This window comes from Modestobacter sp. VKM Ac-2982, from assembly GCF_026967935.1.
GTDB lineage: Bacteria > Actinomycetota > Actinomycetes > Mycobacteriales > Geodermatophilaceae > Modestobacter.
The window spans coordinates 274,335-299,731 of sequence record NZ_JAPVBL010000006.1 but is presented as its reverse complement, the minus strand read 5'-3'; the positions used below and the strand labels follow the sequence as shown (position 1 = coordinate 299,731).

General features: G+C 75.5%; 24 protein-coding genes. 13 read left to right on the top strand and 11 right to left on the bottom strand.

The annotated features are described in order from the left end of the window. The first annotated feature begins 86 nt into the window (after nt 1-86). A complete protein-coding gene (locus O2W20_RS21030) occupies nt 87-389 on the top strand; it encodes a GlsB/YeaQ/YmgE family stress response membrane protein (RefSeq protein WP_269173576.1) in 303 nt (100 codons plus the stop codon). Between the two features lie 103 nt (nt 390-492). Further along, nucleotides 493-3,441, top strand: a complete 2,949-nt coding sequence (locus O2W20_RS21025) for a sacsin N-terminal ATP-binding-like domain-containing protein (protein ID WP_269173575.1) — start codon at nt 493-495, stop codon at nt 3,439-3,441. Between the two features lie 86 nt (nt 3,442-3,527). Here O2W20_RS21025 and O2W20_RS21020 read toward each other — a convergent pair whose 3' ends face one another. Together O2W20_RS21020 and O2W20_RS21015 are read right to left on the bottom strand one after the other, a co-directional pair. Further along, on the bottom strand, nt 3,528-3,908 hold the full coding sequence (locus tag O2W20_RS21020) for a hypothetical protein (protein WP_269173574.1): 381 nt from the start codon (nt 3,906-3,908) through the stop codon (nt 3,528-3,530). Between the two features lie 243 nt (nt 3,909-4,151). Next, nucleotides 4,152-4,484 carry a hypothetical protein gene (locus tag O2W20_RS21015; protein ID WP_269173573.1) on the bottom strand — a complete coding sequence of 111 codons (333 nt, stop codon included), beginning with the start codon at nt 4,482-4,484 and terminating at the stop codon, nt 4,152-4,154. Nucleotides 4,485-4,607: 123 nt separating this feature from the next. Here O2W20_RS21015 and O2W20_RS21010 point away from each other — a divergent pair, with 123 nt between their 5' ends. Further along, on the top strand, nt 4,608-5,729 hold the full coding sequence (locus O2W20_RS21010) for a 5-methyltetrahydropteroyltriglutamate--homocysteine S-methyltransferase (protein WP_269173572.1): 1,122 nt from the start codon (nt 4,608-4,610) through the stop codon (nt 5,727-5,729). A 192-nt stretch (nt 5,730-5,921) separates the two neighbouring features. After that, complete coding sequence (locus O2W20_RS21005) at nt 5,922-6,269, top strand: STAS domain-containing protein (RefSeq protein WP_269173571.1); 348 nt, start codon at nt 5,922-5,924, stop codon at nt 6,267-6,269. Nucleotides 6,270-6,383: 114 nt separating this feature from the next. On the opposite strand, the gene O2W20_RS21000 is transcribed toward O2W20_RS21005, so the two are convergent. Together O2W20_RS21000 and O2W20_RS20995 are read right to left on the bottom strand one after the other, a co-directional pair. Next, nucleotides 6,384-7,247, bottom strand: a complete 864-nt coding sequence (locus O2W20_RS21000) for a DUF1206 domain-containing protein (protein WP_269173570.1) — start codon at nt 7,245-7,247, stop codon at nt 6,384-6,386. 37 nt (nt 7,248-7,284) lie between these two features. Next, complete coding sequence (locus O2W20_RS20995) at nt 7,285-8,124, bottom strand: DUF1206 domain-containing protein (protein ID WP_269173569.1); 840 nt, start codon at nt 8,122-8,124, stop codon at nt 7,285-7,287. 160 nt (nt 8,125-8,284) lie between these two features. Between O2W20_RS20995 and O2W20_RS20990 the strand changes: the two genes are divergently transcribed. The 6 genes from O2W20_RS20990 to O2W20_RS20965 all read left to right on the top strand — a co-directional run bounded on the left by O2W20_RS20990 (nt 8,285) and on the right by O2W20_RS20965 (nt 15,557). Beyond that, nucleotides 8,285-8,926 (top strand): hypothetical protein, encoded by a 642-nt coding sequence (locus O2W20_RS20990; protein ID WP_269173568.1) that lies wholly within the window; start codon nt 8,285-8,287, stop codon nt 8,924-8,926. Nucleotides 8,927-9,283: 357 nt separating this feature from the next. Continuing rightward, nucleotides 9,284-10,006, top strand: a complete 723-nt coding sequence (locus tag O2W20_RS20985) for a phosphodiesterase (RefSeq protein ID WP_269173567.1) — start codon at nt 9,284-9,286, stop codon at nt 10,004-10,006. A 103-nt stretch (nt 10,007-10,109) separates the two neighbouring features. Continuing rightward, nucleotides 10,110-11,360: a cytochrome P450 gene (locus tag O2W20_RS20980; RefSeq protein WP_269173566.1), complete on the top strand. Its 1,251-nt coding sequence runs from the start codon at nt 10,110-10,112 to the stop codon at nt 11,358-11,360. A 52-nt stretch (nt 11,361-11,412) separates the two neighbouring features. Next, nucleotides 11,413-12,204 carry an alpha/beta fold hydrolase gene (locus tag O2W20_RS20975; protein WP_269173565.1) on the top strand — a complete coding sequence of 264 codons (792 nt, stop codon included), beginning with the start codon at nt 11,413-11,415 and terminating at the stop codon, nt 12,202-12,204. Nucleotides 12,205-12,215: 11 nt separating this feature from the next. After that, on the top strand, nt 12,216-14,489 hold the full coding sequence (locus O2W20_RS20970) for a SpoIIE family protein phosphatase (RefSeq protein ID WP_269173564.1): 2,274 nt from the start codon (nt 12,216-12,218) through the stop codon (nt 14,487-14,489). A gap of 81 nt (nt 14,490-14,570) precedes the next feature. Further along, a complete protein-coding gene (locus O2W20_RS20965) occupies nt 14,571-15,557 on the top strand; it encodes an Acg family FMN-binding oxidoreductase (protein WP_269173563.1) in 987 nt (328 codons plus the stop codon). Between the two features lie 67 nt (nt 15,558-15,624). On the opposite strand, the gene O2W20_RS20960 is transcribed toward O2W20_RS20965, so the two are convergent. Then, complete coding sequence (locus tag O2W20_RS20960) at nt 15,625-17,952, bottom strand: HelD family protein (protein ID WP_269173562.1); 2,328 nt, start codon at nt 17,950-17,952, stop codon at nt 15,625-15,627. A 151-nt stretch (nt 17,953-18,103) separates the two neighbouring features. On the opposite strand from O2W20_RS20960, the gene O2W20_RS20955 reads away from it, so the two are divergent. Next, a complete protein-coding gene (locus O2W20_RS20955; protein WP_269173561.1) occupies nt 18,104-18,838 on the top strand; it encodes an alanyl-tRNA editing protein in 735 nt (244 codons plus the stop codon). Between the two features lie 50 nt (nt 18,839-18,888). Here the strand turns inward: O2W20_RS20955 and O2W20_RS20950 are convergent, their stop codons facing one another. From O2W20_RS20950 to O2W20_RS20935, 4 genes are all read right to left on the bottom strand, one after another. Further along, a complete protein-coding gene (locus O2W20_RS20950) occupies nt 18,889-19,461 on the bottom strand; it encodes a TetR/AcrR family transcriptional regulator (RefSeq protein ID WP_269173560.1) in 573 nt (190 codons plus the stop codon). Beyond that, a complete protein-coding gene (locus O2W20_RS20945; RefSeq protein ID WP_269173559.1) occupies nt 19,454-20,284 on the bottom strand; it encodes an alpha/beta fold hydrolase in 831 nt (276 codons plus the stop codon). Before O2W20_RS20945 ends, O2W20_RS20950 begins: the two co-directional genes overlap by 8 nt. 92 nt (nt 20,285-20,376) lie before the next feature. Further along, complete coding sequence (locus O2W20_RS20940) at nt 20,377-20,949, bottom strand: mycothiol transferase (RefSeq protein WP_269173558.1); 573 nt, start codon at nt 20,947-20,949, stop codon at nt 20,377-20,379. Nucleotides 20,950-20,976: 27 nt separating this feature from the next. Next, nucleotides 20,977-21,402 (bottom strand): DUF1810 domain-containing protein, encoded by a 426-nt coding sequence (locus O2W20_RS20935; protein WP_269173557.1) that lies wholly within the window; start codon nt 21,400-21,402, stop codon nt 20,977-20,979. Between the two features lie 103 nt (nt 21,403-21,505). Here O2W20_RS20935 and O2W20_RS20930 point away from each other — a divergent pair, with 103 nt between their 5' ends. Beyond that, entirely contained in the window at nt 21,506-22,669 is a 1,164-nt protein-coding gene (locus tag O2W20_RS20930; protein ID WP_269173556.1) for an acyl-CoA dehydrogenase family protein, read from the top strand. Continuing rightward, nucleotides 22,666-23,733: an acyl-CoA dehydrogenase family protein gene (locus O2W20_RS20925; protein WP_269173555.1), complete on the top strand. Its 1,068-nt coding sequence runs from the start codon at nt 22,666-22,668 to the stop codon at nt 23,731-23,733. The genes O2W20_RS20930 and O2W20_RS20925 overlap by 4 nt, the downstream gene beginning before the upstream one ends. Nucleotides 23,734-23,798: 65 nt before the next feature. Here O2W20_RS20925 and O2W20_RS20920 read toward each other — a convergent pair whose 3' ends face one another. Then, on the bottom strand, nt 23,799-24,422 hold the full coding sequence (locus O2W20_RS20920) for a hypothetical protein (protein ID WP_269173554.1): 624 nt from the start codon (nt 24,420-24,422) through the stop codon (nt 23,799-23,801). 201 nt (nt 24,423-24,623) lie between these two features. Then, a complete protein-coding gene (locus tag O2W20_RS20915) occupies nt 24,624-25,388 on the bottom strand; it encodes a DUF6308 family protein (protein WP_269173553.1) in 765 nt (254 codons plus the stop codon). Between the last annotated feature and the right edge of the window lie 9 nt (nt 25,389-25,397).

Genomic DNA, 25,397 nt, shown 5'->3' with positions numbered 1-25,397 from the left:
CAATGTGATGAACGTTGATCATCTCGGCGTTTGGGAACGATGCCAGCTGGGGACATGATCATCTGCTTCTGGAGACGCCAGGACGCATGACGGTCCGCCGTCGGAAGAAGGAGGCACTCGTGCTCTGGAACATCATCGTGCTCATCGTCGTCGGTCTGATCGCCGGGTTCATCGCCCGCGCCGTCGTCCCCGGCAAGCAGGACCTCGGCATCGGCCTGACGATCGTGCTCGGCATCGTCGGCTCGCTGGTCGGCAACCTGCTCGGCAGCCTGTTCACCGGCAACGGCTTCGAGCTCGGCACCGCCGGCATCATCGGCTCGATCATCGGCGCGATCGTCGTGCTCGGGATCTACGTCGCGGTCACGGGGCGCAAGCACATCTCCCGCTGACGGGAGTCCCACTCCCCAGACGTCGAGGGCCCGGCCTGCACAGGCCGGGCCCTCGACGTCTGTCCGGGTCCCTCCCGCGGGCACCCTCGGGCATGCTGCCCCGGTGTCCACCCCCGCCGAGCTCCGCCGCCGGGTGCTGGCCGCCTGGACCGACTCCCCGGCCCGGTTCCGGGAGGACGCCAACGCCGAGGAGGACCTGGTCCGGGGCGGCTACCGCGACCGGCTCCTCGTCGAACTGGCCCAGAACGCCGCCGACGCGGCGAGCCGGGCTCGGGTGCCGGGGCACCTCCGGCTCGACCTGACCGACGGGGTCCTGCGGGCCGCCAACACCGGGGCGCCCCTGGACGACGACGGCGTCCAGGCGCTGGCCACCCTGCGGGCGTCGGCCAAGCGGGACACCGGCGACAGCGTCGGCCGCTTCGGGGTCGGCTTCGCGGCCGTGCTCGCGGTGACCGACGAGCCGGCCGTCCTCTCCACCGGCCGCTCGGTGCGCTTCAGCGCCGGCGACACCCGGGCGGCGGTGGCCGCCGTCCCCGCGCTCGTGGCCGAACTGGCCCGTCGGGACGGCGCGGTCCCGGTGCTGCGGCTGCCGTTCGAGGTCGACGGCCGGCCCGCGGGCGGGTTCGCCACCGAGGTCGTGCTGCCCCTGCGACCGGACGCCGTCGAGGCGGTGCGCGCCTCGTTGCAGTCACTGGAGGCCGAGGTGCTGCTGGCGTTGCCGGCGCTGAGCCGGGTCGACGTGGTGCTCGACGGTCGGCTGCGCAGCCTCACCCGCTCCGACGACGGCCCGCAGGTCCGGCTGGGCGAGGACGACAGGACGACGACCTGGCAGCTGGTGCAGCGCACCGGGGAGCTCCCGTCGGCGCTGTTCGCCGACCGCCCGGTCGAGGAGCGCGAGCGCCGCCGATACGCCGTCACCTGGGCCGTCCCGGTCGACGACGACGGGGTGCCGGTCCCGTTGGCCGGCCGCCAGGTGCTGCACGCACCGACCCCCAGCGACGAGCCGCTGTCGCTGCCCGCCCGGCTGATCGCCCCCTTCCCGCTCGGCCCGGACCGGCGGCACGTCGCCCCCGGTCCGGTCACCGACGCGCTCGTCGAGGTGGCCGCCGCGGGCTACGTCGAGCTGCTCGCCGGGCTGCCCGCCGACCCGGCGCTGCTGCAGCTGGTGCCGGCCGTCGGGCTGGCGGCCGCCGAACTGGACGCCGCGCTGTGCCGGGCGGTGCTCGGCCGGCTCACCGCGGCCGCCTGGCTGCCGGCCGCCGACCCGGAGGAGCCGCCGCTGCGCCCGGACCGCGCCGTGGTCCTGGACGACCCGACCGACGAGCGCGTCGCCGCCCTGGTCGGAGTGCTCCCGGGTCTGCTGCCGGCGGGCTGGTCCCGGCGCACCGACGCCCGGGTGCTGGCCGCACTGGGCGTGCGCCGCGCCGGGTGGGCCGACGTGGTCGAGGCGGTGCGCGGGGTGCGGCGGCCGGGGGAGTGGTGGGCCCGGCTCTACGGCGCGCTGGACGGCGCCGACCGGGACGAGCTGGCCGCTCTGCCGGTGCCGCTGGCCGACGGTCGGACGGCGCAGACCCCGGCCGGCGTGCTGCTCGCCGACGAGTCGCTGCCCGCCGGGCGGCTGGCTCCGCTCGGGCTGCGGATCGTCGACCCGGCCGCGGCGACCGGTCCCGCCCGGCGGGTGCTGGAACGGCTGGGGGCGCGGCCGGCGACCGCGGCCGCCGTGCTCGCCGACCCGGACGTGCGCGCGGCCGTGCAGAGCTCGCTGGACCGGGCGGACGACGGCGAGGACGTCGAGCCGCTGGCCATCGCCGTCCTCGCGCTCGCCGCCGCCGCCGCACCCACCCCCGGTGAGCTGCCGTGGCTGGCGGAGCTGGCGCTGCCCGACGACGACGGCGGCTGGGCGCCCGCCGGTGAGCTGGTGCGCCCCGGGTCACCGCTGGCCGACGTGCTGGCTCCGGGGGCGCTCGGCGCGCTCGACCCGGGGTTCGCGCGAGGGCAGGACGTCGACGCGCTGCGCGCGGTGGGGGTGCTGGACACCTTCGCGCTGGTGACCGCGGAGGACCCCGACGAGCTGGACGTGGACCGGGTCGAGGAGTGGGTGGACGCCGTCCTGGACCGGCTGCCGGCCGATGCGCCGCCACCGGAGTGGCCGGTGCTGACCGCCGTGCGGGACCTCGAGCTGGTGCGGGACTGGGACCGGGCGCTGCCGCTCCTGGCGGCCCTGCCCCCGGCCGCCCGCGCGGACGTCGACCTCGGCGGCACCGTCGTCCCGGGGTACCTGCGCTGGTGGCTGCGGACCTCGCCGGTCCTGGACGGGGCGCTGCCGGCCCGGCTGCGGGCACCCGGCGCCGTCGAGTTGCAGGGACTGTACGAACCGGTCGGCGACCTCCCCGCCGCGGTGCTCGACCTGCTCGCCGTCCCGGCCACCGTGGCCGACGTGCTGGCCGACGTGGACGACGCCATCGACCTGCTCGACCGGCTCGGCGACCCGGCCCGCGCCGTCTCCCCAGCCGTCCTGCGCACGGTGTACGCCCAGCTCGCCGCCGCGCTGGACGGTGTTGACGTCGACCCGCCCCGGCGGGTCCGGACGGCGCCGGACCAGGTCAGCGTCGCGGCGGTGGTGCTGGATGCGCCGTGGTTACAGCCACTGGTGTCATCGGCCGTGGTGCCCGCCGGCGGCCGGCCGGTCGCGGTCGCCGACCTGCTGGACGTGCCGCTGGCCAGCGAGCAGGTCGGCGCCCGGGTCACCAGTCGCCCGGCGCGGACCGTGGGCTGGGCCGAGGTGCCCGGTGCCGGGTTGGCCGCCGCCCGGCTGGGGCTGGCCGAGCTCAGCGGGTCGGTCGCGGTCCACCCGACGCTGACCGTGACCGGCGGGGTCGAGGTGGCCTGGTGGCCCGGTGGCGACGTCGACGCCGTGGACGGGACGCCGGCCGCCTTCGGCCGGGCGCTGGCCTGGCGGTCCGGGGCCTGGCCACTGCGCCAGGCGCTGGCCGAGGCGTTCGCCCATCCGCACCGCGCGGCCGAGCTCGCCGCCGAGGACGCCGTCGGCTGACGGACCCCGTCCTCCGCACCGTGAGCTCGTGGTGCGGAGGACGGGGCGCCGGTGGTGGCCGCACTCGCCCTGTCAGGGCTCCGTGTTCAGTAGTAGCGCGGGATGGCCTGCGCGCCGGGCGCGTGCCCGTGCCGGCTGTCCGGGCGCGGACCGTGCCCGGGCGCCCGGCCCCCGGCACGCGGTGCCCGCTCGTGAGCCAGCCACGCCTCGTGCAGGGAGAGCCAGTGGGCAGCCGTGAGGTCGGCGGCCCGCGAGGTCGGGGACAGGCCCTCGGCGTGCAGCCAGCGCACCCCGGCGGTGCCGGGCAGCAGCCCGCGCAGCACCGCGCCGAGTGCGGCCGGGCGGCCGGCGCCGGGGGCGGCGAGCACCGCGTGCGTCAGCCGGTCGAAGCCGTCGTGGGCGTCGTCGGGGAGTCGGCCGCGGGCTGCGCCGGCCGGGCCGTCGAGGGCAGGGGTGGGTCGTGACACGGGGGCCTCCAGGAGGGGCAGCGGGCAGCCCGCGACATCGGCGCGGGCACGCCGGAACGGGTGAGGAGCGGTCTCGGTCGGTCGTCGGACCGCCGGACGGCGGGGCTGTGCGGCAGCGCCCGCGGATCAGCTCAGGAGGTGTGCGACCGCCACCGCACCGAAGGTGTCGCCCATGGCGAGGACGGTAGGGACGGCGTCCGGGGCCGTCCACCGGTTTGTCGACTCAGGAGCCGGTTCGTCGGCTCAGGAGGTCGTGCGGTCGGTCTCGGCCCCGGTCGTCCGGTCCTGGGCGGCGCGCGCCTTGGCGGCCTGCCGCGCCTGGTGGGCGGCGTAGCGGGCGGCGTCCTTCTCCCGGCGGGGGGCGTTCTTCTCCCACTTGGCCTTGCGCCGCCGGGCGCGGACCACCTCGCGGGCCTCGAAGTCCGGGTGCTGGGACCAGGTGCTGGACAGCTGGACGACGACGACCGCGGCACCGCCGAAGATCAGCACGACCGAGCCCAGGATCACGTCCGTGCCGAAGGCCAGCACGGTGAGGACGACCCAGGCGACCCCGGCGACGACGGTCCGCTTCGACATGCCGGCCAGTATCCGCCTGCCGGCTGGGCACCCGGCTGGGCACCTGGCGTGGCCTCGGCCACCCCGTGCGGCCCCGCGCCGTCCGGACAGGCCGACGCGCGGCGGGTCGAGCATGCTGGGCAGATGCCCGACCGTTCCGGCCCACCGTTCCGCGCCGACCACGTCGGCAGCCTGCTGCGCCCGCCGGCACTGCTCGACGCCCGAGCGCGGTTCGCCGCCGGGGACATCGACGCCGCCGAGCTGCGCGGGGTCGAGGACGAGGCGATCGCCGACGTCGTCCGGATGCAGGCCGACGTGGGCCTGTCGACGGCCACCGACGGGGAGTTCCGCCGCGCGTCCTGGCACATGGACTTCATCTACGCGATCAACGGCATCACCAAGGTGCAGGAGAACATCGAGGTCCACTTCAAGAACGCGGACGGCACCATCGACTTCACCCCGGCGGGCCTGCGGGTCGAGGGGCCGCTGTCGATCGACGAGCCGATCTTCGGCCCCGACCTGGCCTTCCTGCAGTCACAGGTGCAGCCCGGGCAGACCGCGAAGCTGACCATCCCCTCGCCCTCGATGGTCCACTACCGGGGCGGGGCCGCGGCGATCGACCCGGCCGTCTACCCGGACGAGGACACCTTCTGGGACGCCCTGTCGGCCGCCTACCGCCAGCAGGTGCAGGCGGTCGCCGCCCAGGGGTGCACCTACCTCCAGCTCGACGACACCAGCCTCGCCTACCTCAACGACCCGGCACAGCGCGCGGAGCTGGCGGGGCAGGGGCGCGACGCGGAGCACCAGCACGAGCGGTACATCCGGCAGATCAACGCGGCCCTCGCCGGCCGCCCCGACGGGCTGACCGTGACCACCCACATGTGCCGCGGCAACTTCCGGTCCTCCTGGGTCGCCGAGGGTGGGTACGACTTCGTCGCCGAGGCGCTGTTCGGCGGGCTGGAGGTCGACGGCTTCTTCCTGGAGTACGACGACGCACGCTCCGGCGGCTTCGAGCCGCTGCGGTTCGTGCCGCCGGGCAAGCGCGTCGTCCTGGGGTTGGTCACCAGCAAGCGGCCGGAGCTGGAGGACAAGGACCACCTCAAGCGCCGGATCGAGGAGGCCGCGCGGCACGTGCCGCTGGAGCAGCTGGCCCTCTCGCCGCAGTGCGGCTTCTCCTCCACCGTGGAGGGCAACGCCCTGACCCGCGACGAGCAGGTCGCCAAGCTGGCCCTGGTGGTGGAGACCGCGCAGGAGGTCTGGGGCTGACACGCCGAGCTCGTGGGATCGCTCCCTCGGCGTGGCACGCGCCGCCACGCCGAGGGCCCCTTGTGCCCAACCGATCGCTTCCCTAGCGTCAGCGTTGCGGTTCAACCACCAGCCGCGACCGAGTGAACCCTGCTCGGCGCACGAGACCGGTGGTCGTCGCCATCGGTCACGCGAGCTATGCCGGAGGTCCGTATGACCGCACTCAACGTCGACATCGACCCCACCCGCATCGACGTACGCGCCGCCACTTCATCGGCCGGCTGCACCGTCTCCGTGAGCGGCGAGGTCGACTCCGCCACTGCCCCCGGGCTGCGCGGCTGCCTGCTGGAGGTCGTCCAGCGCCCGGACACCACGACCGTGGAGGTGGACCTGCGCGGGGTCACCTTCCTCGACTCCGCCGGGCTCTCGGCCCTGGCCACCGCCCATCGGGCAGCCGTGGCCGCCGGCCGCGAGCTGCGGGTGCGGTGCGGCACCACGCGCGCCGTCGTCCGCCCGCTGCAGATCACCGGCCTGTGGGACGTCTTCAACGTCGTCGACTGATCGAGCGGTCACGTCCCCGGTGACCGAGCACGCCTGGCGAAGTCGGTCCACCGACGCCGGCCTGATCCCCCTCCGCTGGACCACCAGAATGGCCATTTCGGTGGTCGGGTCGGGTCAGGTGGCGGGGTCGCGGTCGGGGTAGCGGGCCCGGACCAGCGCGTAGAGGCCGAACGCGGCGAACCCGACGGCGACCGCGGTGAGCAGCCAGCGTCCGGTCGGCACCCCGCCGATCGCGTTCATGGCACCGTCCAGCCCGGTCGCCGTGGACACGTCGCGGGTGGCCGCCGCGAACACCAGCAGGCCGCCGGAGACGGTGAAGGCGATCCCCTTGGCCACGTAGCCGAACGCGCCCAGCCGCCGGATCCGCACTGCCCACTCGTCGGGGACGGAGTCCAGGTCGACGTCCCGCATGAACTTCCCCGTGGCCCCGCGGACGAGGAAGTACAGGCCGACGGCGGCGACGCCGAGTCCCACGGCGACGACCAGCGCCGATCCGCCGGGGATCTCCAGCGCGTCGTCGGTCATCGCCTGGAACCGCTCGTCGGCCTGGTAGCCGGCACCGACGGCGAAGAACAGGGCCGTCACCCCCAACACCGCGTAGACGACCGCCTTCGCCGCGCACTTGGTGCACACGACGGCGGCGCGGAACCGGCGCGAGGGGTGCAGCAGCCCGGTCCACCAGCGCAGCACCTCACCGGCCTGCCAGAGGGAGAGCGCGAACAACCCCAGCCCGATGACCCACAGCAGCACCCGGCCGCCGGGGGAGCCGGAGATCGCCTGCAGGGCGCCGGTCTGGTCGGCGTCCTCGGTGCTCGGCTGCACGAACCAGGCGATCCGGAACGCCAGCCAGCCGATGAGCACGTGCAGCACGCCGTACGCGATGAGCCCCACCCGGGCGAGGTGCTCGAGGACCGGGTGGTCGGTGACCTCCCGAGCCCGGGCGACCGCCTCGTGCACCCGCTGCGGGACGACGTTCACCACGGGGATGCTGCCCGAGCAGCCCGCTCCGCGCCGGTCAGGTGCGCTCGGGGAACCGGGCGCGGAACAGGCAGAAGACGCCGAACGCGGCGATGCCGAGGGCGACCAGCGTCAGCAGGGCCTGACCGAACGGCGCCGACAGGATGGTCTGCATCGCGTCGTCGAGGCCGCCGGCCTTGTCGGAGTCGAAGGTGATCGCCGACCAGCCGAGGAGGCCACCGACGACCGCCAGGGCGACCCCCTTCGCCGGGTAGCCCACCTGACCCAGCCGCTGGATCAGCCGGCGCTGGGTCGCCGAGGCGTCTGCGGTGTCGATCTCCTTGAGGAACTTCTTGGTGAGGCCCTTGTGCACCAGGTAGGCGCCCACCCCGATCAGCGCGAGCGCCGCCGCCCCGACCAGGTAGCGGCCGCCGGGCCAGCCGAGGACGCCGGCGACCGCCTGCTCCTCCTGCCCCGAGCTGGACTGCCCACCTCCGGTGGCGAACCGGATCGCGGTGTAGGCCAGGACCAGGTAGATGACGGTCTTGGCGAGCGCCTTGGCGATGGTGGCGAGCGCGTCCTTCCGCGCATCGCCCGAGGCCTGCAGGCCGTGCCGGTGGCGCAGCACCTCGGCCAGCTGCCAGACGGCCAACGCGAGCAGGCCCAGGGCCAGGACCCACAGCAGCGCCTTCCCGAACGGCTGCGCAGCCAGGGTGGACATCGCGCCCGACTGGTCGGCCGAGCCGCCGCCACCACCACCCCAGGCCAGCTGCAGCGACAGCCAGGCCAGCAGCAGGTGGACGACGCCGTAGGCGATCAGCCCGACCCGCGCCAGGTGCTCCAGGGCGTCGCTGTTGCCTGCCTGGTCGGCTCTCGCCGCGGTTCCCGAGGTGCCCATGACCGTTCCTCCTGTGTCGCCGTGTGCTCGGCGATCGCCTGCCGCAAGCGGCGATCAGCGTGGCACAGCAGGAGGCCCGCCGCCGGGGGAGCGCGCGCGGGCACGGTGGCGGTGCCGGTCCGTACGGGACGGATCCCGGTCGGTGAGGGACACTGACGACGTGACGAACGCCGTGACCGCCGGCCGGCAGGCCGGGAGCTCCCCGATCACCCCGCCCACCCCGGAGCAGGCCCGGTCCACCTGGCCGCGGATGGCGGTGCTGGGCGCCGCACTGCTCGCCCTGGGGGTCCTGGCACTGACCTGGTCCGGCGTCGGCCCGCGGGTGCTGCTCGGCGCGATCGGCCTGTTCGGCGTCGTCCGGGGGGTGGCGCTGCTGCGCGGTGCCCGCGCCGGCACCGTGCAGCGCACGGCTGCCCTGGTCGGCGCCGGAGGCGTCTGGCTCGGCGCCCTGGCCATCGGCCTGGCCCTGCTGTCGGCGACGGCGACCGGGTGGCTTTTCGTCGCCGCCGGCGTGGTCGCGCTGCCGGCCCTGGCCGTCGCCGCCACCGACCGCCGTCCGCTGGCCCTGGCCGGTGCCGTGCTGGTCGTGGCCGCTGCGGTGGCGGTCGCCGTGCTCGGCGGCGTCGACGCCCTGCTGGCCACGGCGCGTGTCCTCGCCGCCGCCGCGGTCGTGACCCTCGGCCTGGCCAACCTGGCCGGTGCCGTCGGCATGGCCCGGATCGCCCGCCGGCCCGCGCCGGCTCCGGCAGCCGGTTGCGGTGGTTGCGCATGCGGTGCCGGCGGCTGCGGTTCCGGCGGCTGAGCACCCCCGTCCCGCCGCCCGACCGCCCGCCGCCCAGTCGTCTCGCGCCGGACATCTGCCCGTCACCAGGGCGACCTAGCGTCGAATCTGTGGTGGCGGGAGACCCCTGGTCCACCACAGGGGGAGGCCGGGGACACCGGCCGGTCGAGAGGAACGGGACATGCGCACGATCGAACGCACGGTCTGGACGTGCGAGAACTGCCGGCGCAAGAACGCCAGCGCCCGCAAGCGCTGCACGGACTGCGGCACCACCCGGCACTGATCAGCACCACCCACGGCCGCGCGCAACGGGGCGCCGGTCCGGAGGGGCCCCGAATCCAGGCGTGAGGCCACCGGCCTGGTGGTAACCCGCTCGGCATGGTCCACGTCGCCGAGGTCGCCGAGGTCGCCGGCCGGGCGGTCGCCGTCCCGTTCGCGGCACTGGCCCGCGTCCGCGGGGCGAAGCCGCTGCACCCGCGGGGGGTGGCCTTCTCCGCGCGGCTGGAGCGCTGGGGGCTGCTCCGGGAGACCGGTGTCCCGTGGTTGCACGCACGCGGGGCCGACGACGTCCTGGTCCGGCTCTCCCGCGGTGCGGGCCTGCCCCCACCGCTGCCCGACCTGCTCGGCTGTGCGGTGCGCCTGCCGGGGGCGCAGCCGGTGGACCTGCTGTTGTCCTCCACCGGGAGCGGTCCGTGGGGCCGCCAGGTGCCGCTCCTGCGCCGGGACGCCGGTTGCCGGTACGGCTCGATCATGGCCTTCCGCAGCATCGCCGGCCCGGTGCGGCTGACCGCCGTCCCGGAGTGGTCGGGGCTCTCGTCCGACCGTGCAGGGCTGGTCGCCCGCGGCCCCGGGCTGCCGATCGCCCTCTGTGCGGCGATCGGCCGTGGTCCGGCTGAGCCCTTCGCCCGCATCACCCTGCTGACCCCCACCGATCCACCGGACCCGACCGTGCACTTCGACCCCGTCCTGCACGCGCCGCCGGGGTTGGCCGCCGACGGGCCGATGGCCCGGTTCCGGCGCCCGGCCTACGCCGCCGCCCGGGCCGCCCGGGGTGAGCCCCTGCCGGACGACGTCCCGGCGAGGGAGGCGGGGCCCTGGTGACCGCTCGCCGACTCCGGGGCCACGACCAGGGTGGCCCCGGAGGAGGACCCTGACCTCTGGTTTCCGAGCCGGCGTGGTGGGCACGTCATCGGCCGTGATCCGCATGCCCCGGTTGGACCAGTCGATCCCGATGTTGGCCAGGGGTTACGCCTGGCTGCCCGACCTGCGCCGCGCCGTCGGCCGGGACAGCGTGCGCACCCGGTTGATGGCGCGCCCGGCCCTGGGCGTCGAGGGGACCGGTGGGGCCCGCTTCCTCTACGACGAGCGCAACGTGCGGCGCAGCGGCGCGCTGCCCGAACCGGTGGTCAGCACGCTGTTCGGTCACGGGGCCGTGCACACCCTCGACGGCGAGGCGCACCGGGTGCGCAAGGCGATGTTCGTGCACCTGCTCATGGGCGAGGGGATCGGCGACCTGGTCGACCGGGTCACGTCGGCCTGGGACGACGCCGTGCCGCGCTGGGCAGGGCAGCCGCAGGTCGTGCTGATGGACGCCGTCGCCGAGGTGCTCACCCGCGGCGTCTGCGACTGGGCGGCGGTGCCGGTGAGCGATGACGAGCTGCCGGCGCTGGCCCGCGACCTCACCACCCTGGTCGACGGCTTCGCCACCGGCGCTCCCCGGCACTGGCGGGCCCGCCGAGTCCGCCAGCGGCGCGAGGCCTGGCTGGCCGGGATCGTCGAGGAGGTGCGCAGCGGCCGGCGGAGCGTGCCCGCGGGCTCGGTGGTCGACGTCGTCGCCGGCCACCGCGACTCCGACGGGGAGCTGCTGGAGCCGCGGGTGGCCGCGGTGGAGGTGCTCAACGTCATCCGTCCGACGGTCGCGGTCTGCTGGTTCGTCGGTTTCACGGCGCACGCCCTGCACCACTGGCCGGACGTGCGGGAGGGGCTGCGCACCGGTGAACCGGCGTTCGCCACCGCGGTGGCCCACGAGGTCCGGCGGTACTACCCGTTCGCCCCGTTCATCGGCGGCCGGTCGCCGCGTGAGGTCGAGTGGGAGGGGGAGACGGTGCCCGCCGGGGCGATGGTCCTGCTGGACCTGTTCGGGCAGAACCACGACCCCGAGCTCTTCCCGGAGCCGTACGCCTTCCGACCCGAGCGGTTCCTTGACGGGGAGGGCGCCGGAGCCGCCGTCCGCCGGATCGGCCCGTGGGAGCTGGTGCCACAAGGGGCCGGTGACCCGCGGACCGGGCACCGTTGCCCCGGGGAGGACATCACCGTCGCGCTGCTGTCGGCGCTCGCCGTCCGGCTGGCCCGGCTGCAGTACACCCTGCCGCCGCAGGACCTGGAGATCTCGTTGCGCCGCATCCCGGCGCGACCGGCCAGCGGGGTCGTGCTCACCGCCGTCCGGCCCGGCTGACCGGGGTGCGCAGGCTGGTACCGGAACGCCCCGGTCGCGTAGGTTCGTGGGCATGAGCGTCCGCACGCGGCACGACGTCCGTGTGAGCGGCCGGCCCGGTGGGCGGCCGATGGTGTTCGCGCACGGCTACGGGTGCGACCAGAACATGTGGCGGTTCATCACCCCCGACTTCGAGGTGGACCACCAGGTGGTGACCTTCGACCACGTGGGCTTCGGCCGCTCCGACCTCTCGGCCTACGACCCGGTGAAGTACAACTCCCTGCGTGGCTACGCCGCGGACGTCGTCGACGTCATGCGCGACCTGGAGCTGACTGACGCCGTCTTCGTCGGGCACTCGGTCAGCGCCATGATCGGGGTGCTCGCGCACGCCCAGGCCCCCGAGCTGTTCGGGGCGATGGTCATGGTCGGCCCCAGCGCCCGGTACGTCGACGACGGGGACTACGTCGGGGGCTTCTCCCGCGCCCAGGTCAAGGACCTGCTGGACAACCTGGACGCCAACCACCTGGGCTGGTCGACCGCGATGGCGCCGGTGATCATGGGCAACCCGGACCGGCCCGAGCTGGCTGCCGAGCTGACCAACAGCTTCTGCCGCACCGACCCCGACGTGGCTCGGCAGTTCGCCCGGGTCTCCTTCCTCTCCGACAACCGGGCCGACCTGCCCGGCGTCGACGTGCCCACCCTGGTGCTGCAGTGTGCGGAGGACGTGATCGCGCCGGAGACGGCCGGTCGGTACGTGCACGAGCACATCGCCGGCTCGACCTTCACCCAGCTGACCGCCACCGGGCACTGCCCGCACCTGAGCGAACCCGAGGAGACCACGGCCGCCATCCGGGCGTGGTCGTGACGGCGCCCCGCATGGCCGACTTCGACCGGCGCCGCGGGGAGGACAACCGGGCCCGGCTGGACCAGTTGCTCGAGGACGACCCGGCCGACCTGTACGAGAACGCGCCCTGCGGCTACCTGTCGACGCTCCCGGACGGGACGATCGTCAAGGTCAACCGCACCCTCTGCACCTGGCTGGGCCGCCCCGCCGAGCGGGTGCTGCGCACCCGGCTGCGCGACCTGCTCAGCGTCGGCGGGCAGGTCTTCCACGACACCCACCTGGCACCGCTGCTGCGGATGCAGGGCGCGGTCCGCGAGGTCGCGCTGGACGTCGTCCGGGAGGACGGCTCGGTGCTGCCCTGCCTGGTCAACGCGGTCGAGCTGCGGGACCCCGAGGGCCGGCCGCTGATGGTCCGCGCGACCCTGTTCGAGGCCACCGCCCGGCGGCGCTACGAGCGGGAGATCCTCACTGCGCACCGGGCCGCGGAGCTCTCCGAGGCCCGGTCCCGGACGCTGCAGCAGGTCGTCGTCGAGCTGGCCGGCGCGACGTCGGTGGCCGACGTGGCCTCGGTCGTCGTGCAGCAGGCGCGGACGGCGCTGCGCAGCCGCGGGGCCGCGCTGCTGCTGGTCACCGGCGGCCCGGTCGTCACGGACGGCAGCGCCGCCGACGCCGGGACCCGGTCGGAGCTCGTCGTGGCCCGGTGCGACGGGCTGCCGGCCGCGTTGCTGGACCAGCTGGCCACGGCGGCCGACGGGCGGATCGCCCTGGAGCTGGCCGAGGGGCTGCGGGTGGTCGTCCCCGACGAGCGGCTGCACGGCCGGCGGCCCGAGCTCGCCACCGCGCTGGAGGAGGCGGGCCTCAACGCGCTCGCCGTCGTCCCGGTGTCCGCCGACACCCGGCGCCTGGGCGTGCTGCTGCTCGGTCTGGGCAGCTCGACCGACGACCTGATCGACCTGGACGAGCCCCGGGCCGGTGCGCTGTCCGACGGCGACGTCGACCTGCTCTGGACGCTGGGCCGGCAGGCCGGGCAGGCGCTGGAACGCGCTCGGCTGCACGAGGAGACCACCCGCCAGGCCGCGCGCTCCGCCTTCCTCCTCGACGCGGCCCGGCTGATGGCCGGCGCGGCCGGGGTGGGCGAGACGGTGGACCGGCTGGCAGAGCTGGCCGTCCCGCGGCTGGCCGACGTGTGCATGCTGGACCTGGTCACCGAGCACGGGGCCCGTCGGGTGGTCGCCCGGCACGGCGACCCGGACCGCCAGCACCTGGTCGACACCCTGCTCGAGTGGGCGCCGCCGGCGCGGGAGCTGCCCCATCCCGCCCGCCGGGCGCTGGCCGAGGGCCGCACCCAGTGGTTCACCGCACCCGACGACGCCTGGCTCGCCTCGGTGGTCCGCGACCCCCGGGAACTGGCGGCGGTGCGTGCGCTCGAGCTGGCCAGCATCGTCAGCGTCCCGCTGATCGCCGACGGGCGGTCGCTGGGCGCGCTCACGCTGAGCGCCGACCGGCACCGCGGCCCGTTCACCGCCGCCGACGTCGAGGTGGTCGAGCAGTTGGCGCACCAGGTCGCCCTGGTGCTCAGCAAGGCGCAGCGGTACGAGCTGGAGTCGCGCACCTCGCACACGCTGCAGGCCACCCTGCTGCCGCCGCACCCGCCCGCGGTGCCGGGGATGACCGTCGCCGTGCGCTACCTGGCCGCCACCTCCGGTGTGGAGATCGGTGGCGACTTCTACGACGTCGCGACGCTGCCCGGCGAGCACGTGGCGATCGCCGTCGGCGACGTGGTCGGCCACGACATCACCGCGGCGGCGACGATGGGCCAGCTGCGCAGCGTGTACCGGGCGCTGCTGGTGGAGGCGCCCGCGCCGTCCGCCGTCATCGACCGGTTGCAGGCCAGCTGGCCGTTGCTCGGCCTGCAGCGGATGGCCACGGCCCTCTTCGCCACCCTCGACCTGCCCTCCGGCCTGCTGCACGTCGCCTCGGCCGGCCACCCGCCGCCGCTGCTCATCGTCGACGGGCGAGCGGAGTACCTGCCGGTGGTGCCCAGCCGGATGCTCGGGGCGCCGCCGGCACCGGCCGTCGAGTGGAGCGGGGAGGTGCCGGCGGGCGCCACGCTGCTGCTGTTCACCGACGGTCTGGTGGAGAGCCGCACCAGTGACCTGGACAGCGGTCTGGCCCGGCTGCGGGCGGCGGCCGAGCGCTGGGCGGCCGCGGGCGCCGACGAGCTCTGCGACCGGTTGCTGGCGGAGCTGACCGGCCCGCACCGCGCCGACGACATCGCGCTGCTGGCGCTCACCCGGGACTCCTGACCCGGGACCTTCGGCCCCTGCCCTGCGGCTCGTTCCCGGGGAGGCTGGGGGAGACGCACCCGAGGGCGACAGGAGACCGACATGCCGGACCAGGCGCAGTGGACCCAGGTCGTGGAGCAGGCGGTGCGGGCACCGTCGATCCACAACACCCAGCCCTGGACGTTCACCGCCTCCGGCGACCGGCTGGAGGTGCGGCGCGACACCTCGCGGGCCCTGCCGGCGGTCGACCCCACCGGCCGCCAGCAGGTGCTCAGCTGCGGGGTGGCCGTGCAGTTCGCGGTGGTGGCGCTGCGTGCCTCCGGCTTCACCACCGAGCTCGACCTGCTGCCTGATCCGGCCGATCCCGAGCACCTCGCCACCGTGCGGGTGGTGGGGCAGGCCGAGCCCAGCGCCTCCGACGTCCGGCTGGCTGCGGCGATCCAGTCCCGGCACACCGACCGCGCGCCGTTCCTCGCCGAGCCGCTGCCGGCCGGGTTGGTCGACCAGCTGCAGGCCGAGGCCGGCCAGGACGGCGTGTGGCTCAAGCCGATCACCCGGGTGGAGGAGGAGACGGCGGTCGCCGTCCTGCTCGACCAGGGCGAGCAGCAGGAACTGCGCGACCCGGCCTACCTGGCCGAGCTGCAGGCGTGGACCCGCGCCGACCCGGACGCACCGGACGGCGTGCCGGTCGCAGCGCTGCCCAGGGAGGGCCGCGCGACGAACGCCCCGGTCCGCGACTTCGCCGGTGGCGGCGGACCGCACGACGCCCCGGCGACGCCGGCCGACGACGACCCGCCACCCCCGGTCGAGCACCCCTCCGTCGTGCTGCTGGGCACCGCGGCCGACGACCGTGCCGCCTGGCTGCTGGCCGGAACGGCACTGGGCCGGCTGCTGCTGTCGATCACCGACGCCGGGCTGGCGGCCTCACCGTTGACCCAGGCGCTGGACCAGGGCTGGGTACGCAACCGGCTGACCGCCCGGCTCGACCTGGTCGGCCACCCGCAGATGATGCTGCGACTGGGCCGCCCGTCGGGCGAGCAGGTGACCACCGGCCGGCGCCCCGTGGCCGACGTCCTCCGGGTCAGCTGACCCGGGCTGGGCCCGGCACAGGAAGCTGTCCACCCGGTTCCGGGCTCGAAACCGGGTGGAGAGCTTCCTATGCCTCGGACGGCGGGGGCTCGGTGAGGCGGTCCAGTTCGCGGGGGAGCTCGCCGGGGTGCAGCACGGCAAGCCGCTGGGTGGGCCGGGTCAGCGCCACGTACAGGTCGCTGTGGCCGCGCACGCCCTCGGCCAGCACCGCGGCCGGGTCGACCAGCAGCACCGAGTCGAACTCCAGGCCCTTGGCGTCGGCGGGCACCAGGACGACCGGCCCGGCGGAGGAGTCCGCGGCCGGGCCGCTGGAGACCGCCGGCCAGCCGGTGCGCAGGCAGTCGACGACGTCGTCGACCCGGCTCGGCGGCACGATCACCGCGACGGTGCCCCCGGCGGCGGCCAGCTCGGCGGTCACGTCGGCGACCCGGGGGAGCAGCGTCTCCTCGGTCACCCGCTCGGCGGTCGGCGGCACCCCGGTGCTGCGCACGGACCGGGGCGCGGTGGTGCCGGCCCCGCCGGCGGCCAGCACGTCGGCGGCGACGGCCATGACCTCGGCCGGGGTCCGGTAGTTCACCGTCAACTGGGCGAGCCGCCACTGCGCAGCGGCGTGCGGCGCGAGGACCGCGCCCCAGTCGGTGGCGCCGGCCAGGCTGCCGGTCTGGGCCAGGTCGCCGACGACGGTCATCGACCGGGTGGGGCACTTGCGGGCCAGCAGCCGCCAGGTCATCGCCGACAGCTCCTGCGCCTCGTCGACGACCACGTGCCCGAAGGTCCAGGTGCGGTCGGTCGCGGCCCGCTCGGCCGCGGACCGGACGTCCACCTCGGCCTCGCGGTCGGCGAGCATCTCGGCGTCCAGCAGGTCGCCGGCGGTCAGCTCCTCGCCGTCCTCGTCGTCATCGAGGTCGGTGGACCGGGAGCCGTACAGCAGGTCGAGGGTGTCCTGGGCCTCGTCCCGGGCCTGCCGGCGACGGCGTGCCTCACGGGCCCGGTCGGCGCTGTCGTCGTACCCCAGGAGCTCGTCGGCCTCCTCCAGCAGCGGCACGTCGGCCGGGGTCCACGGTGTCCCCGCCGGGCGGGCGAGCAGTGCGCGGTCCTCGTCGGTCCAGCCCTTGGTCGCCCGCGCGATGCGCTCGGGGGAGGAGAGCAGGTCGCCGAGCAGCTGCTCGGCGGTGAGCACCGGCCACATCTCGTCGACCAGCGCCCGGACGGCGGCCTCGTCGGCGATCTCCGAGCGCAGCGCGTCCAGGTCCCGGGAGTCCAGCAGGCTGCCACCGCCGCGCACGTCGGCGCCGATCCGGTCGGCGTAGCGCTGCGCCACCAGGTCGACCACTGCCCGGCGGAACGCCGGCCGGCCCAGGTTGTGCAGCCGGGACGCCCGGCGGCCGGCGGTGCGGCAGCGGGTGAGGTCGACCGACCGCAGCTTGATCGACACCCCGTCGATGCGCAGCTCCCGGACGCCGCGGGGCACCGTCTCCCGGTCGCGGACGGCGGCCTTGAGCACGTCGACCATCGCCAGCCGGCCCTTCACCTCCGCCACCTGCTGGCTCTCCTGGCCGCGCGCGTCCAGCCCGGGGCGCAGCTGGCCGAGCCCGGCGAGCAGCACCCCGGTCTCCCCGAGCGCGGGCAGCACGTCGGCGATGTAGCGGAGGAAGGTCGGCGTGGGCCCGACGACGAGCAGGCCGCTGCGGGCCAGCCGGTCGCGGTGGGTGTAGAGCAGGTAGGCCGCCCGGTGCAGGGCCACCGCGGTCTTCCCGGTGCCCGGGCCGCCCTGCACGACCAGCACCCCGCGGGCGTCGCTGCGGATGATCGCGTCCTGCTCGGCCTGGATGGTGGCCACGATGTCGGCCATCCGGCCGGTGCGCTCGGCGGTGAGCGCGGCCATCAGCGCCGCCTCGCCGGTCAGCGGCGGCCCGTCGGTCTCCTCGGGGCGCACGGTGAGCACCTCGTCGTTGACCGCGGTGACCGCGCGGCTGCGGGTGCGGATGTGCCGGCGGCGCACCACGCCCTCGGGCCGGAACGGCGTCGCGGTGTAGAACGGCCGGGACGCCGGGGCCCGCCAGTCGACCAGCGCCGGGTCGCCCGCGGGGTCGTCGGCGGGCAGACCGACCCGGCCGATGTAGAGCGGGGCCGGCTGCTCCTCCCGGTCCAGCCGGCCGATCACCAGCCCGTGGTCGGCAGCGTCCAGCGCGGTGATCCGCTGCGAGTGGAACCGGGCGGCGGCCTCCCGCTCACCGAGGGACTGCGGGTTGATCACCGGGCTGGCCAGCGCCTGCCGGAACCGGGTCACGGCGAGCTCGCGGGCGGCGTCCAGCCGCCGGTAGAGGTCGGTGACGGCAGCCTGCTCGGCGGAGACGGCCGGCTCGGGGGCGGCGTCCTGGGACGGGCTCGACAACTTCGGCTGCTCCTCGGACGGGGTGGCACGCGGACGGGGCGCTGCGGCGACTGGCAACCGTACGTGCCGCGCTGGTCTTCCCGGATCGACCGGCCGACTGGACTGCGGGTGGACTGGCCCGCGCCCGGCCGGGGGCGGGCAGGATGCCGGCATGGCCCCTGCGCACGCCGGACACACCCACCGCCTCGACCTCGCCGACGCCACCGTGCGGGAGTGGGACGCCACCGTGGTCGCCGCCGACCCCGAGCAGGGGATCGTGCTGGACCGCTCCGCTTTCTACCCCGGCGGCGGCGGGCAGCCCCCGGACCAGGGCGTGTTGCTGTGGGGCGGGGTGCGCACCCGGATCGCCGGCACCCGCCGTGGCGACGAGCTCTACCTGCTCCCGGTCGAGGGCGACCCGCTGCCACCGGCGGGGACGGCGGTGCGCGGCGCGCTGGACGACGAGCGCCGGACCGCGCTGATGCGCACCCACTCCGGGCTGCACGTGCTCACCGGCGTCGTCTTCCGCGACTTCGGCGCGCTCGTCACCGGCGGCACCATGGAGCCGCTGACCGCCCGGATGGACTTCGACCTCGCCGAGGTGCCGGCCGACTTCAAGGACCGGGTCGCCGAGTCGGTCAACGCCGAGCTGGCCGCCGACCGCCGGATCGAGGTCCGGGAGCTGCCGCGGGAGGAGGCGTTCGCGATCCCGGACATCATCCGCACCGCGACCAACCTGCTGCCGCCGGACATCGAGGTGGTGCGGATCGTGGACATCGTCGGGCTGGACACCCAGGCCGACGGCGGCACCCACGTGGCGTCGACGGCGATGGTCGGCCGGGTCGAGGTGGTGAAGGTGGAGAACAAGGGTCGCGGCTTCCGCCGCCTCCGCGTCCGGATCGTGTGACCACCGGAATGGCCATTGTGGTGGGTGGGGGGGGTCGGGCGGCGTCCGGGCTACTGCGGAGAGGCGCTCCGCAGGCCGCGGTCGAGGAGAGCGATGAGCCACTCGAGGCTCTCGTCGACGTCGGCGGACCACTGGAAGCCGTTCGCCGACTGCAGGGTGGCAAAACCGTGGAGGGAGCTGCGCACCGTGCGCAGCGCGTGGTCCATCTCGGCAGGCGGGACGGCGTAGGACCGGAGCACCGCGGAGAACGAGTCGAGCACGCCCAGCCCGGCGACCGTGATCGGGTCGTCCGGACCGGTCGGCTCGACGCCGATGGTGGCGGCGTACCGGCCCGGGTGGGCGAGCACGAAGTCCCGGAACGCATGGGCGGCTGCGGTGAGCGCGTCCCGGCCCGCGCGCCCCTGCGTGGCGGTGCCGACGGCGTCGGCTGCCTCGGCGAGGGCGAGTGCGGCGATCCCGCGGTTCAGGTCCTCCTGGCCGGCGACGTGCTTGTACAGCGACGGGGTGCGCACGCCGACCCGCTCGGCCAGCCGGCCCATGGTGAGGCCGGCGAAGCCGACCTCGTCGGCGAGCGCCGCACCGGCCGCGATGACGGCAGCCCGGTCGAGACCGGCCCTAGGCACGGACGGAGTCCAGGAACGACAGCACCAGGGCGCTCACCTGGTCGGGGAACTGGACGTGCGGGTAGTGCCCGGCGCCGTCGATCATCGCCAGCCGCCCCAGCCCGGTCGGCAGTGCGGCCACGATCGCCTCGCCCTCGGCCTGCGGGGACGCCCAGTCGGGGTCCAGCGTGCCCTGCACCACCAGCACCGGACAGCGGACGTCGGCCAGCCGCGCACCCGCGTCCGCGGGAGTCGTCTTCCCCATGCCCTGCAGGGCCTTCATCCGGCCCGGCTCCCGCAGCATCGCCTCGATCTGGTCGAGGCGGGCGTCCCAGTCCGCCGGCTTCGGCCCGGGGTACGCGACCGCCAGGTACTTCCGCCACTGCCCGGTGCTGCCGAGCAGGGCGGTGCCGAGCAGGTGGCGCATGCCGCGCCGGAAGCGGGCGCTCCGCAGGTCGCCCAGCCCGATCTGCTGCTTGCGGGTGAACGGCGCCAGCTCGACCACCGCGGTGACCGACGAGGGGGCCGTCGCCGCGGCGATCGTGACGGCGCCACCGGAGATGGAGTGACCGATCAGCACGGCCGGGCCGCCCAGGTGCTCGACCAGGGCGATGAGGTCACCGGCGATGTCCGTCCGCGTGTAGGACGCCCAGCCCACGCTGGACTCGCCGGAGCCGCGCAGGTCCACGGCGGCGACCCGGTACCCGGCGGCGACCAGGGCCGGGGCGAGGAAGCGGTACGCCGCGCGGCTGTCACCCATGCCGTGGGCCAGTACGACGAGCGGGCCGACTCCGGTCACCTCGTACGCGATCGTGCCGCCCTCGACGGTCAGGTGCTCGGTCATGTCGTCCTCCAGTTGGCTAAGTGCGTTAGCTACAAACTAACGCCATTAGCCACTGCTGGTCAAGGGTGCACCACGACGGGGTGGCCGCCCGCTCAGCCGACCGGTCGACGGCCCGTCTGCGGGCGCCAGCCGGGTGGCGGGTCCTCGCCGACCAGCCCGTCGACGGCCTCGCGGAGCAGGTCGGCGTGCCCGGTGTGCCGGCCGTACTCCTCGACCAGGTCGCACAGCAGCCGGCGCACACCGGCGTGCTCGCCGTCCGGGCCGGTCAGCTCGACCCGTTGGTCCATCCCGCCGGCGGCCAGGGCGGCGTCCCACCGGGCCCGGGACCGTGCGACGGCGTCGTCCCACAGCGCGTAGAGCCGCTCGGGGGAGTCCTCCGCGGCGGAGGTGAACGCCCAGTCACCGCCGCCCCACTCCGACTCCCACGGCTCACCGATCGGCGCGCCGCTCAGCCGGCCGGTGGAGACGTCGTCCTCCACCAGCGCCAGGTGCTTGAGCAGGCCGCCGAGGGTGAGGGTGGAGGCGCCGATCCGGGTCTGCAGCCCGGCGGCGTCCAGGTCGGCGACCTTCCACCGGAAGGTGGTGCGCAGCCGGTCCAGCGCCCCGAGCAGGTGCTCGGCCTCGGTGCCGGCGAAGGGCGGTTCCCAGGGCGTGTCGTCGGTCATGGCGGCACCGTAGGGCCGGCGGGCGTCCTACAGCCGGGACGTCGTCGCGGCGTCCTCGGCACCGGCGAAGTACTGGTCCAGGACGGCGGCGAAGACCGGCTCCTCGGGAGCGGCCCGAGCGAAGAGCGTCATCGACGAGCGCAGCTTCTGGGCGTCGATCGACCCCAGGACGGCGACCGGGTCGTCGGTCTCCAGCTCGGTGAGCGCCTCGGCGCACTCGCGCAGCCGGGGCCCGAGCACCGGGTGGGCCAGGTACGCGCGGGCCTCGTCCAGCCCGCTGATCGCGTACCGCTGGGCCATGGCGCTGCTGCCGAGGCCAGCGAGCTGCGGGAGGACGAACCACATCCAGTGGCTGGTCTTCCGGCCGGCGCGCAGCTCGGCCAGCGCCTGGTCGTAGGTGCCGCCGGAGTCCTGCGCGTCGACGAAGCGGGAGAGGGCGAAGGGATCGGTCACCCGGCCACCCTGCCCCCCAGCGGGCCAGGACACACCGCAGCCGGTAGAACCGACACCGGACCCAGCGAGAGACCGGGCACCACACCGACGTGGGGAGCACTGCATGGGCAGCAACTCGTTGACGCTGGCGCCTGCGCCGCGATCGGCCGCCGCCGAGGAGGTACGGGCCGAGGTACGCGAGTTCCTCGCCGCCGAACTGGCCGCCGGGAGCTTCAGCACGCACGTGGACACCTGGCTGTCCGGCGTCGACCCGGCGTTCTCGCGCAAGCTCGGCGAGCGCGGCTGGCTGGGCATGACCTGGCCGAAGCAGTACGGCGGGCACGAGCGGACGGCGATGGAGCGTTACGCGGTCACCGAGGAGCTGCTGGCGGCCGGCGCCCCGGTCGCGGCGCACTGGATCGCCGACCGGCAGTCGGGGCCCAACCTGCTGCGCTACGGCACCGAGGCGCAGCGGCAGGAGATCCTGCCGAGGATCGCGGCGGGGGAGTGCTACTTCGTGATCGGGATGAGCGAGCCGGACAGCGGCTCCGACCTCGCCTCGATCCGCACCCGGGCCACCCGCAACGGCAACGGCGATTGGGTGGTCAACGGCGCGAAGGTCTGGACGTCGAACGCGCACACCTCGCACTACGCGATCACCCTGGTGCGCACCGCGCCGGCCGACCCGGCCAACCGGCACGCCGGGCTCTCCCAGCTGCTGGTCGACCTGTCGCTGCCCGGGATCACCGTGAACCCGATCCGGATCCTGGACGGCGGCCACCACTTCAACGAGGTGGTCTTCGACGACGCGATCATCCCCGGCGACATGCTGCTGGGGGAGGAGGGCGCCGGCTGGCACCAGGTGACCGCAGAGCTGGCCTTCGAGCGCTCCGGGCCGGAGCGGTTCCTGTCGACCTACCCGCTGATCGCCGAGTTCGCCCGGCGCGCGGCCGAGGCCCAGGACCCGGCACAGCTGGCCACTCTGGGCCGGCTGTCGGCCCGACTGCTCGCGCTGCGCCAGCTGTCGCTGCGGATCGCCGGGGCACTGGACCGCGGCGAGCTCCCCGACATCCCGGCCGCGCTGGTCAAGGACGTGGGGACGACGTTCGAGGCCGACGTGATCGACGAGGTGCGCCGGGTGGTCGACGTCCCGGCGTCGCTGGACTCACCCGATCCGCTGGGCCGGGCACTGGCCGAGGCGCAGCTGCACGCGCCGGGCTACACGCTGCGCGGCGGCACCAACGAGATCCTGCGCGGGATCGTGGCACGAGGGCTGGGACTGCGATGACCTCCTCCGACGTGGACCTGGTCGTCGAGACCGTCCGGGACATCCTGACGAAGTACGAGCCGTTCGTGCTCACCGCCGAGCGGCCGTGGGACGCCGGCCTCTGGTCGGCGCTGGCCGAGGCCGGGCTGACCGGGGTGGGGCTGCCCGAGGAGGCCGGTGGCTCCGGCGGTGAGCTCGCCGACGCGGTGGCGGTCGTGGGGACGCTGGCCGCCGGGGCCGCTGCGGTGCCGGTGGCCGAGCAGCTGCTGGTCGCCGCCCCCGCCGTCCTGGCGGCCGGCCTCGACCTGCCCGCGCCCGAGGAGCCGCTGTCCATCTCGGTGGACGGCGCGGTCACCGCCGAGCCGCGGGACGACGGCGACGGCCCGGGGAGCTGGACGCTGACCGGCACGGCGACCGACGTCGCGTGGGCCGGGGTCGCGCAGCACCTCGCCGTGCTGGCCACCAGCCCGGTCGGGCCGGTGCTCGCGCTGGTGGACGTCACCGGCCGGGAGACCACGCACGCGGCGAACCTGGCCGGGGAGCCGCGCGGCTCGTTCGTGCTGCAGGGGGTGACCGCGGCCGGGGCACTGCTGACCGACGCGCAGGCCGGCCAGTTGCGGGCGCGGTACGCGCTGGCCCGGGCGGTGCAGCTGTCGGCGGCGCTGCAGCAGGTACTGGCCTGGACGGTGCAGTACGCGGGAGAACGGCAGCAGTTCGGCCGGCCGCTGGGCAGGTTCCAGGCGATCCAGATGGAGCTGGCCGAGATGGCCGGCGAGGTGACCGCCGTGGCGGCGCTGGTCGACGCCGCGGTGCAGGCGGTCGAGCGCGGGGAGTCGCAGGTGCTGGCCGCGGCGGCGGCGAAGGTGCGCGCCGGGGCAGCCGTGGAGGTGGTGGCCCGGCTGGCCCACCAGGTGCACGGCGCGATCGGCTTCACCCAGGAGCACCGGCTGCACCACCTCACCCGGCGCTGCTGGTCGTGGCGGGACGAGGCCGGCACCGAGACGGCGTGGGCCCGGGTGCTCGGGGCCGGGCTGCTCGTCGACGGCCCCGACGCCCTCTGGCCGGCCCTGACCCGGGTGCTGTGACGGAGGGCGCCGCCATCCGGTGACGTGCTGGAGGGCCACCTCGCAGGGGGCGAGGTGGCCCTCCTTCAGGCGGTCTCGGGGATGCGCAGGTGGGCGACGGCCAGGTCGAGCTCGGTGACATCGGTGATCCGGCCGCCCATCGCTCGGCCGTACTCCGTGCGCAGCGCGTCGGCGCGCTGGCCGGCGACCAGCATCGCCTGCCGGTCGGCGTAGGCGATGGCCAGCACGGTGTTGCCGGAGACCCGGTCGATCATCAGGTTGGCGCTGCAGAAGCCGGTGAGCTCCTCGATCCGCGGCAGGAGGGCCATCCGGAAGGTGGCGACGTCGTCGTCGAGTGCGGCCGGGTTCGGGCGGGAGCTCCAGATGAGCCGGCAGACGGCGTCGTCACCGGCGTGCTGCACCCGGTGCATGACGGCGACCTCCCACTGCGCCACCACCGGCACGGCCCCGAGCACCTGGCCGAGGCGGGCACGGTCGCGGCGCATGCCCTCGGCGCTGCCCAGCATCGCCTGCTCGTCCGCCCAGCCGCTGGTGACGATGCAGCGACCGGTGCGGCGGCCGACGAGCATCGACAGCCCGGTGCAGCCGGGGAGGTCGGTCGTCGCCGGCAGCCACTCGTCCCGGACGAACTGGATCGCGTCGTCCAGGGCACGCGGGTTGCCGCGGAGGGTGGTCGTCCGTGCGTACATGGGTGCCTCCTCGCCTCCGGCGCCACCCCCCGGCGGCACCGCCGTGCAGGGAACTGTGCTCGTGTCCCTGGGCGGAGGTCAGCCGGGGAACGGGCTCCGGTCACGGGACCCCGGCGTTGCGTCACGGCCCGCTGACCGACGCCGCACCCTCTGCTCCCCGGGGACGGGGGATCTCGCCCGGCTGGTCCGAGCCGCGGCCGGTCAGCGGGTCGCGCAGGGCGACCGCCGCCACTCCTCCGTCGTCTCGCCCAGCGCCACCGCGGTGCTCAGCCGCAACGTGCCGCTGAGCCACACCAGCACGTCGTGCAGCCGCAGCCGGGTCAGCGGGACGTCGAGCAGCGCGGCAGCCGCCTCCTCCAGCGCGGCGAAGGCGTCCTCGTTCGCCCGGAGCTCGCGGTGCACGACCGCCGCCGTCCCGCTGTCGCCCTCGCGCAGGTGTGGCACCGTCTGCAGCCAGGTGGCGCGGTGCAGCAACGGCACCAGGTCGGGACGGCGGTGGTGCAGCGCAGCCGACACGTGTCGCCGCTGCGGTTCGGGAAGCTCACCGAGACCGCGCAGCGCGGCGCCCACGGTGCCCGGTTCACCGAGCACCGAGAGCTCGTCGTCCGGCAGCTCCCAGAACGCCCGTCCGGCCGCACGCCCGGCGAGCGCGGCGGCCACGGGCTCGGCCGCGTCGAGGGCAGTGCGGACCGCGGACCAGGCGTCGGGGTCCAGCCGGCCGTGCAGCCCCTCGGCCACCAGCACGTCCTCGTCGCCCAGTGGCCCGGCGGGCACCGGCCGGGCGTCGAAGCGCTCGTAGCCGAAGGCCGGCACCTGCACCCACCGGCCGTCGCGCTCGTTGGGGGAGCGGTACCGCAGTGGCCGCCGTCCCCGGGCGTACCCCAGGACGGCGGCCAGCGCGGTCGGCCACGGCAGCGGGTCGGGCCCGGCGCTGGGGAGCGCCAGGTCCGGCCGGCCGGTCAGCACGTCGGTGGG

What these genes read in the sequence shown, in the direction of transcription:
- O2W20_RS21030 (WP_269173576.1), top strand. Translation starts at nt 87, where the DNA reads ATGACGGTCCGCCGTCGGAAGAAGGAGGCACTCGTGCTCTGGAACATC.
- O2W20_RS21015 (WP_269173573.1), bottom strand. Translation starts at nt 4,484, where the DNA reads ATGTCGAAGCGGACCGTCGTCGCCGGGGTCGCCTGGGTCGTCCTCACC.
- O2W20_RS21010 (WP_269173572.1), top strand. Translation starts at nt 4,608, where the DNA reads ATGCCCGACCGTTCCGGCCCACCGTTCCGCGCCGACCACGTCGGCAGC.
- O2W20_RS21005 (WP_269173571.1), top strand. Translation starts at nt 5,922, where the DNA reads ATGACCGCACTCAACGTCGACATCGACCCCACCCGCATCGACGTACGC.
- O2W20_RS20995 (WP_269173569.1), bottom strand. Translation starts at nt 8,124, where the DNA reads ATGGGCACCTCGGGAACCGCGGCGAGAGCCGACCAGGCAGGCAACAGC.
- O2W20_RS20985 (WP_269173567.1), top strand. Translation starts at nt 9,284, where the DNA reads ATGGTCCACGTCGCCGAGGTCGCCGAGGTCGCCGGCCGGGCGGTCGCC.
- O2W20_RS20980 (WP_269173566.1), top strand. Translation starts at nt 10,110, where the DNA reads ATGCCCCGGTTGGACCAGTCGATCCCGATGTTGGCCAGGGGTTACGCC.
- O2W20_RS20975 (WP_269173565.1), top strand. Translation starts at nt 11,413, where the DNA reads ATGAGCGTCCGCACGCGGCACGACGTCCGTGTGAGCGGCCGGCCCGGT.
- O2W20_RS20970 (WP_269173564.1), top strand. Translation starts at nt 12,216, where the DNA reads ATGGCCGACTTCGACCGGCGCCGCGGGGAGGACAACCGGGCCCGGCTG.
- O2W20_RS20965 (WP_269173563.1), top strand. Translation starts at nt 14,571, where the DNA reads ATGCCGGACCAGGCGCAGTGGACCCAGGTCGTGGAGCAGGCGGTGCGG.
- O2W20_RS20955 (WP_269173561.1), top strand. Translation starts at nt 18,104, where the DNA reads ATGGCCCCTGCGCACGCCGGACACACCCACCGCCTCGACCTCGCCGAC.
- O2W20_RS20945 (WP_269173559.1), bottom strand. Translation starts at nt 20,284, where the DNA reads ATGACCGAGCACCTGACCGTCGAGGGCGGCACGATCGCGTACGAGGTG.
- O2W20_RS20940 (WP_269173558.1), bottom strand. Translation starts at nt 20,949, where the DNA reads ATGACCGACGACACGCCCTGGGAACCGCCCTTCGCCGGCACCGAGGCC.
- O2W20_RS20930 (WP_269173556.1), top strand. Translation starts at nt 21,506, where the DNA reads ATGGGCAGCAACTCGTTGACGCTGGCGCCTGCGCCGCGATCGGCCGCC.
- O2W20_RS20925 (WP_269173555.1), top strand. Translation starts at nt 22,666, where the DNA reads ATGACCTCCTCCGACGTGGACCTGGTCGTCGAGACCGTCCGGGACATC.
- O2W20_RS20920 (WP_269173554.1), bottom strand. Translation starts at nt 24,422, where the DNA reads ATGTACGCACGGACGACCACCCTCCGCGGCAACCCGCGTGCCCTGGAC.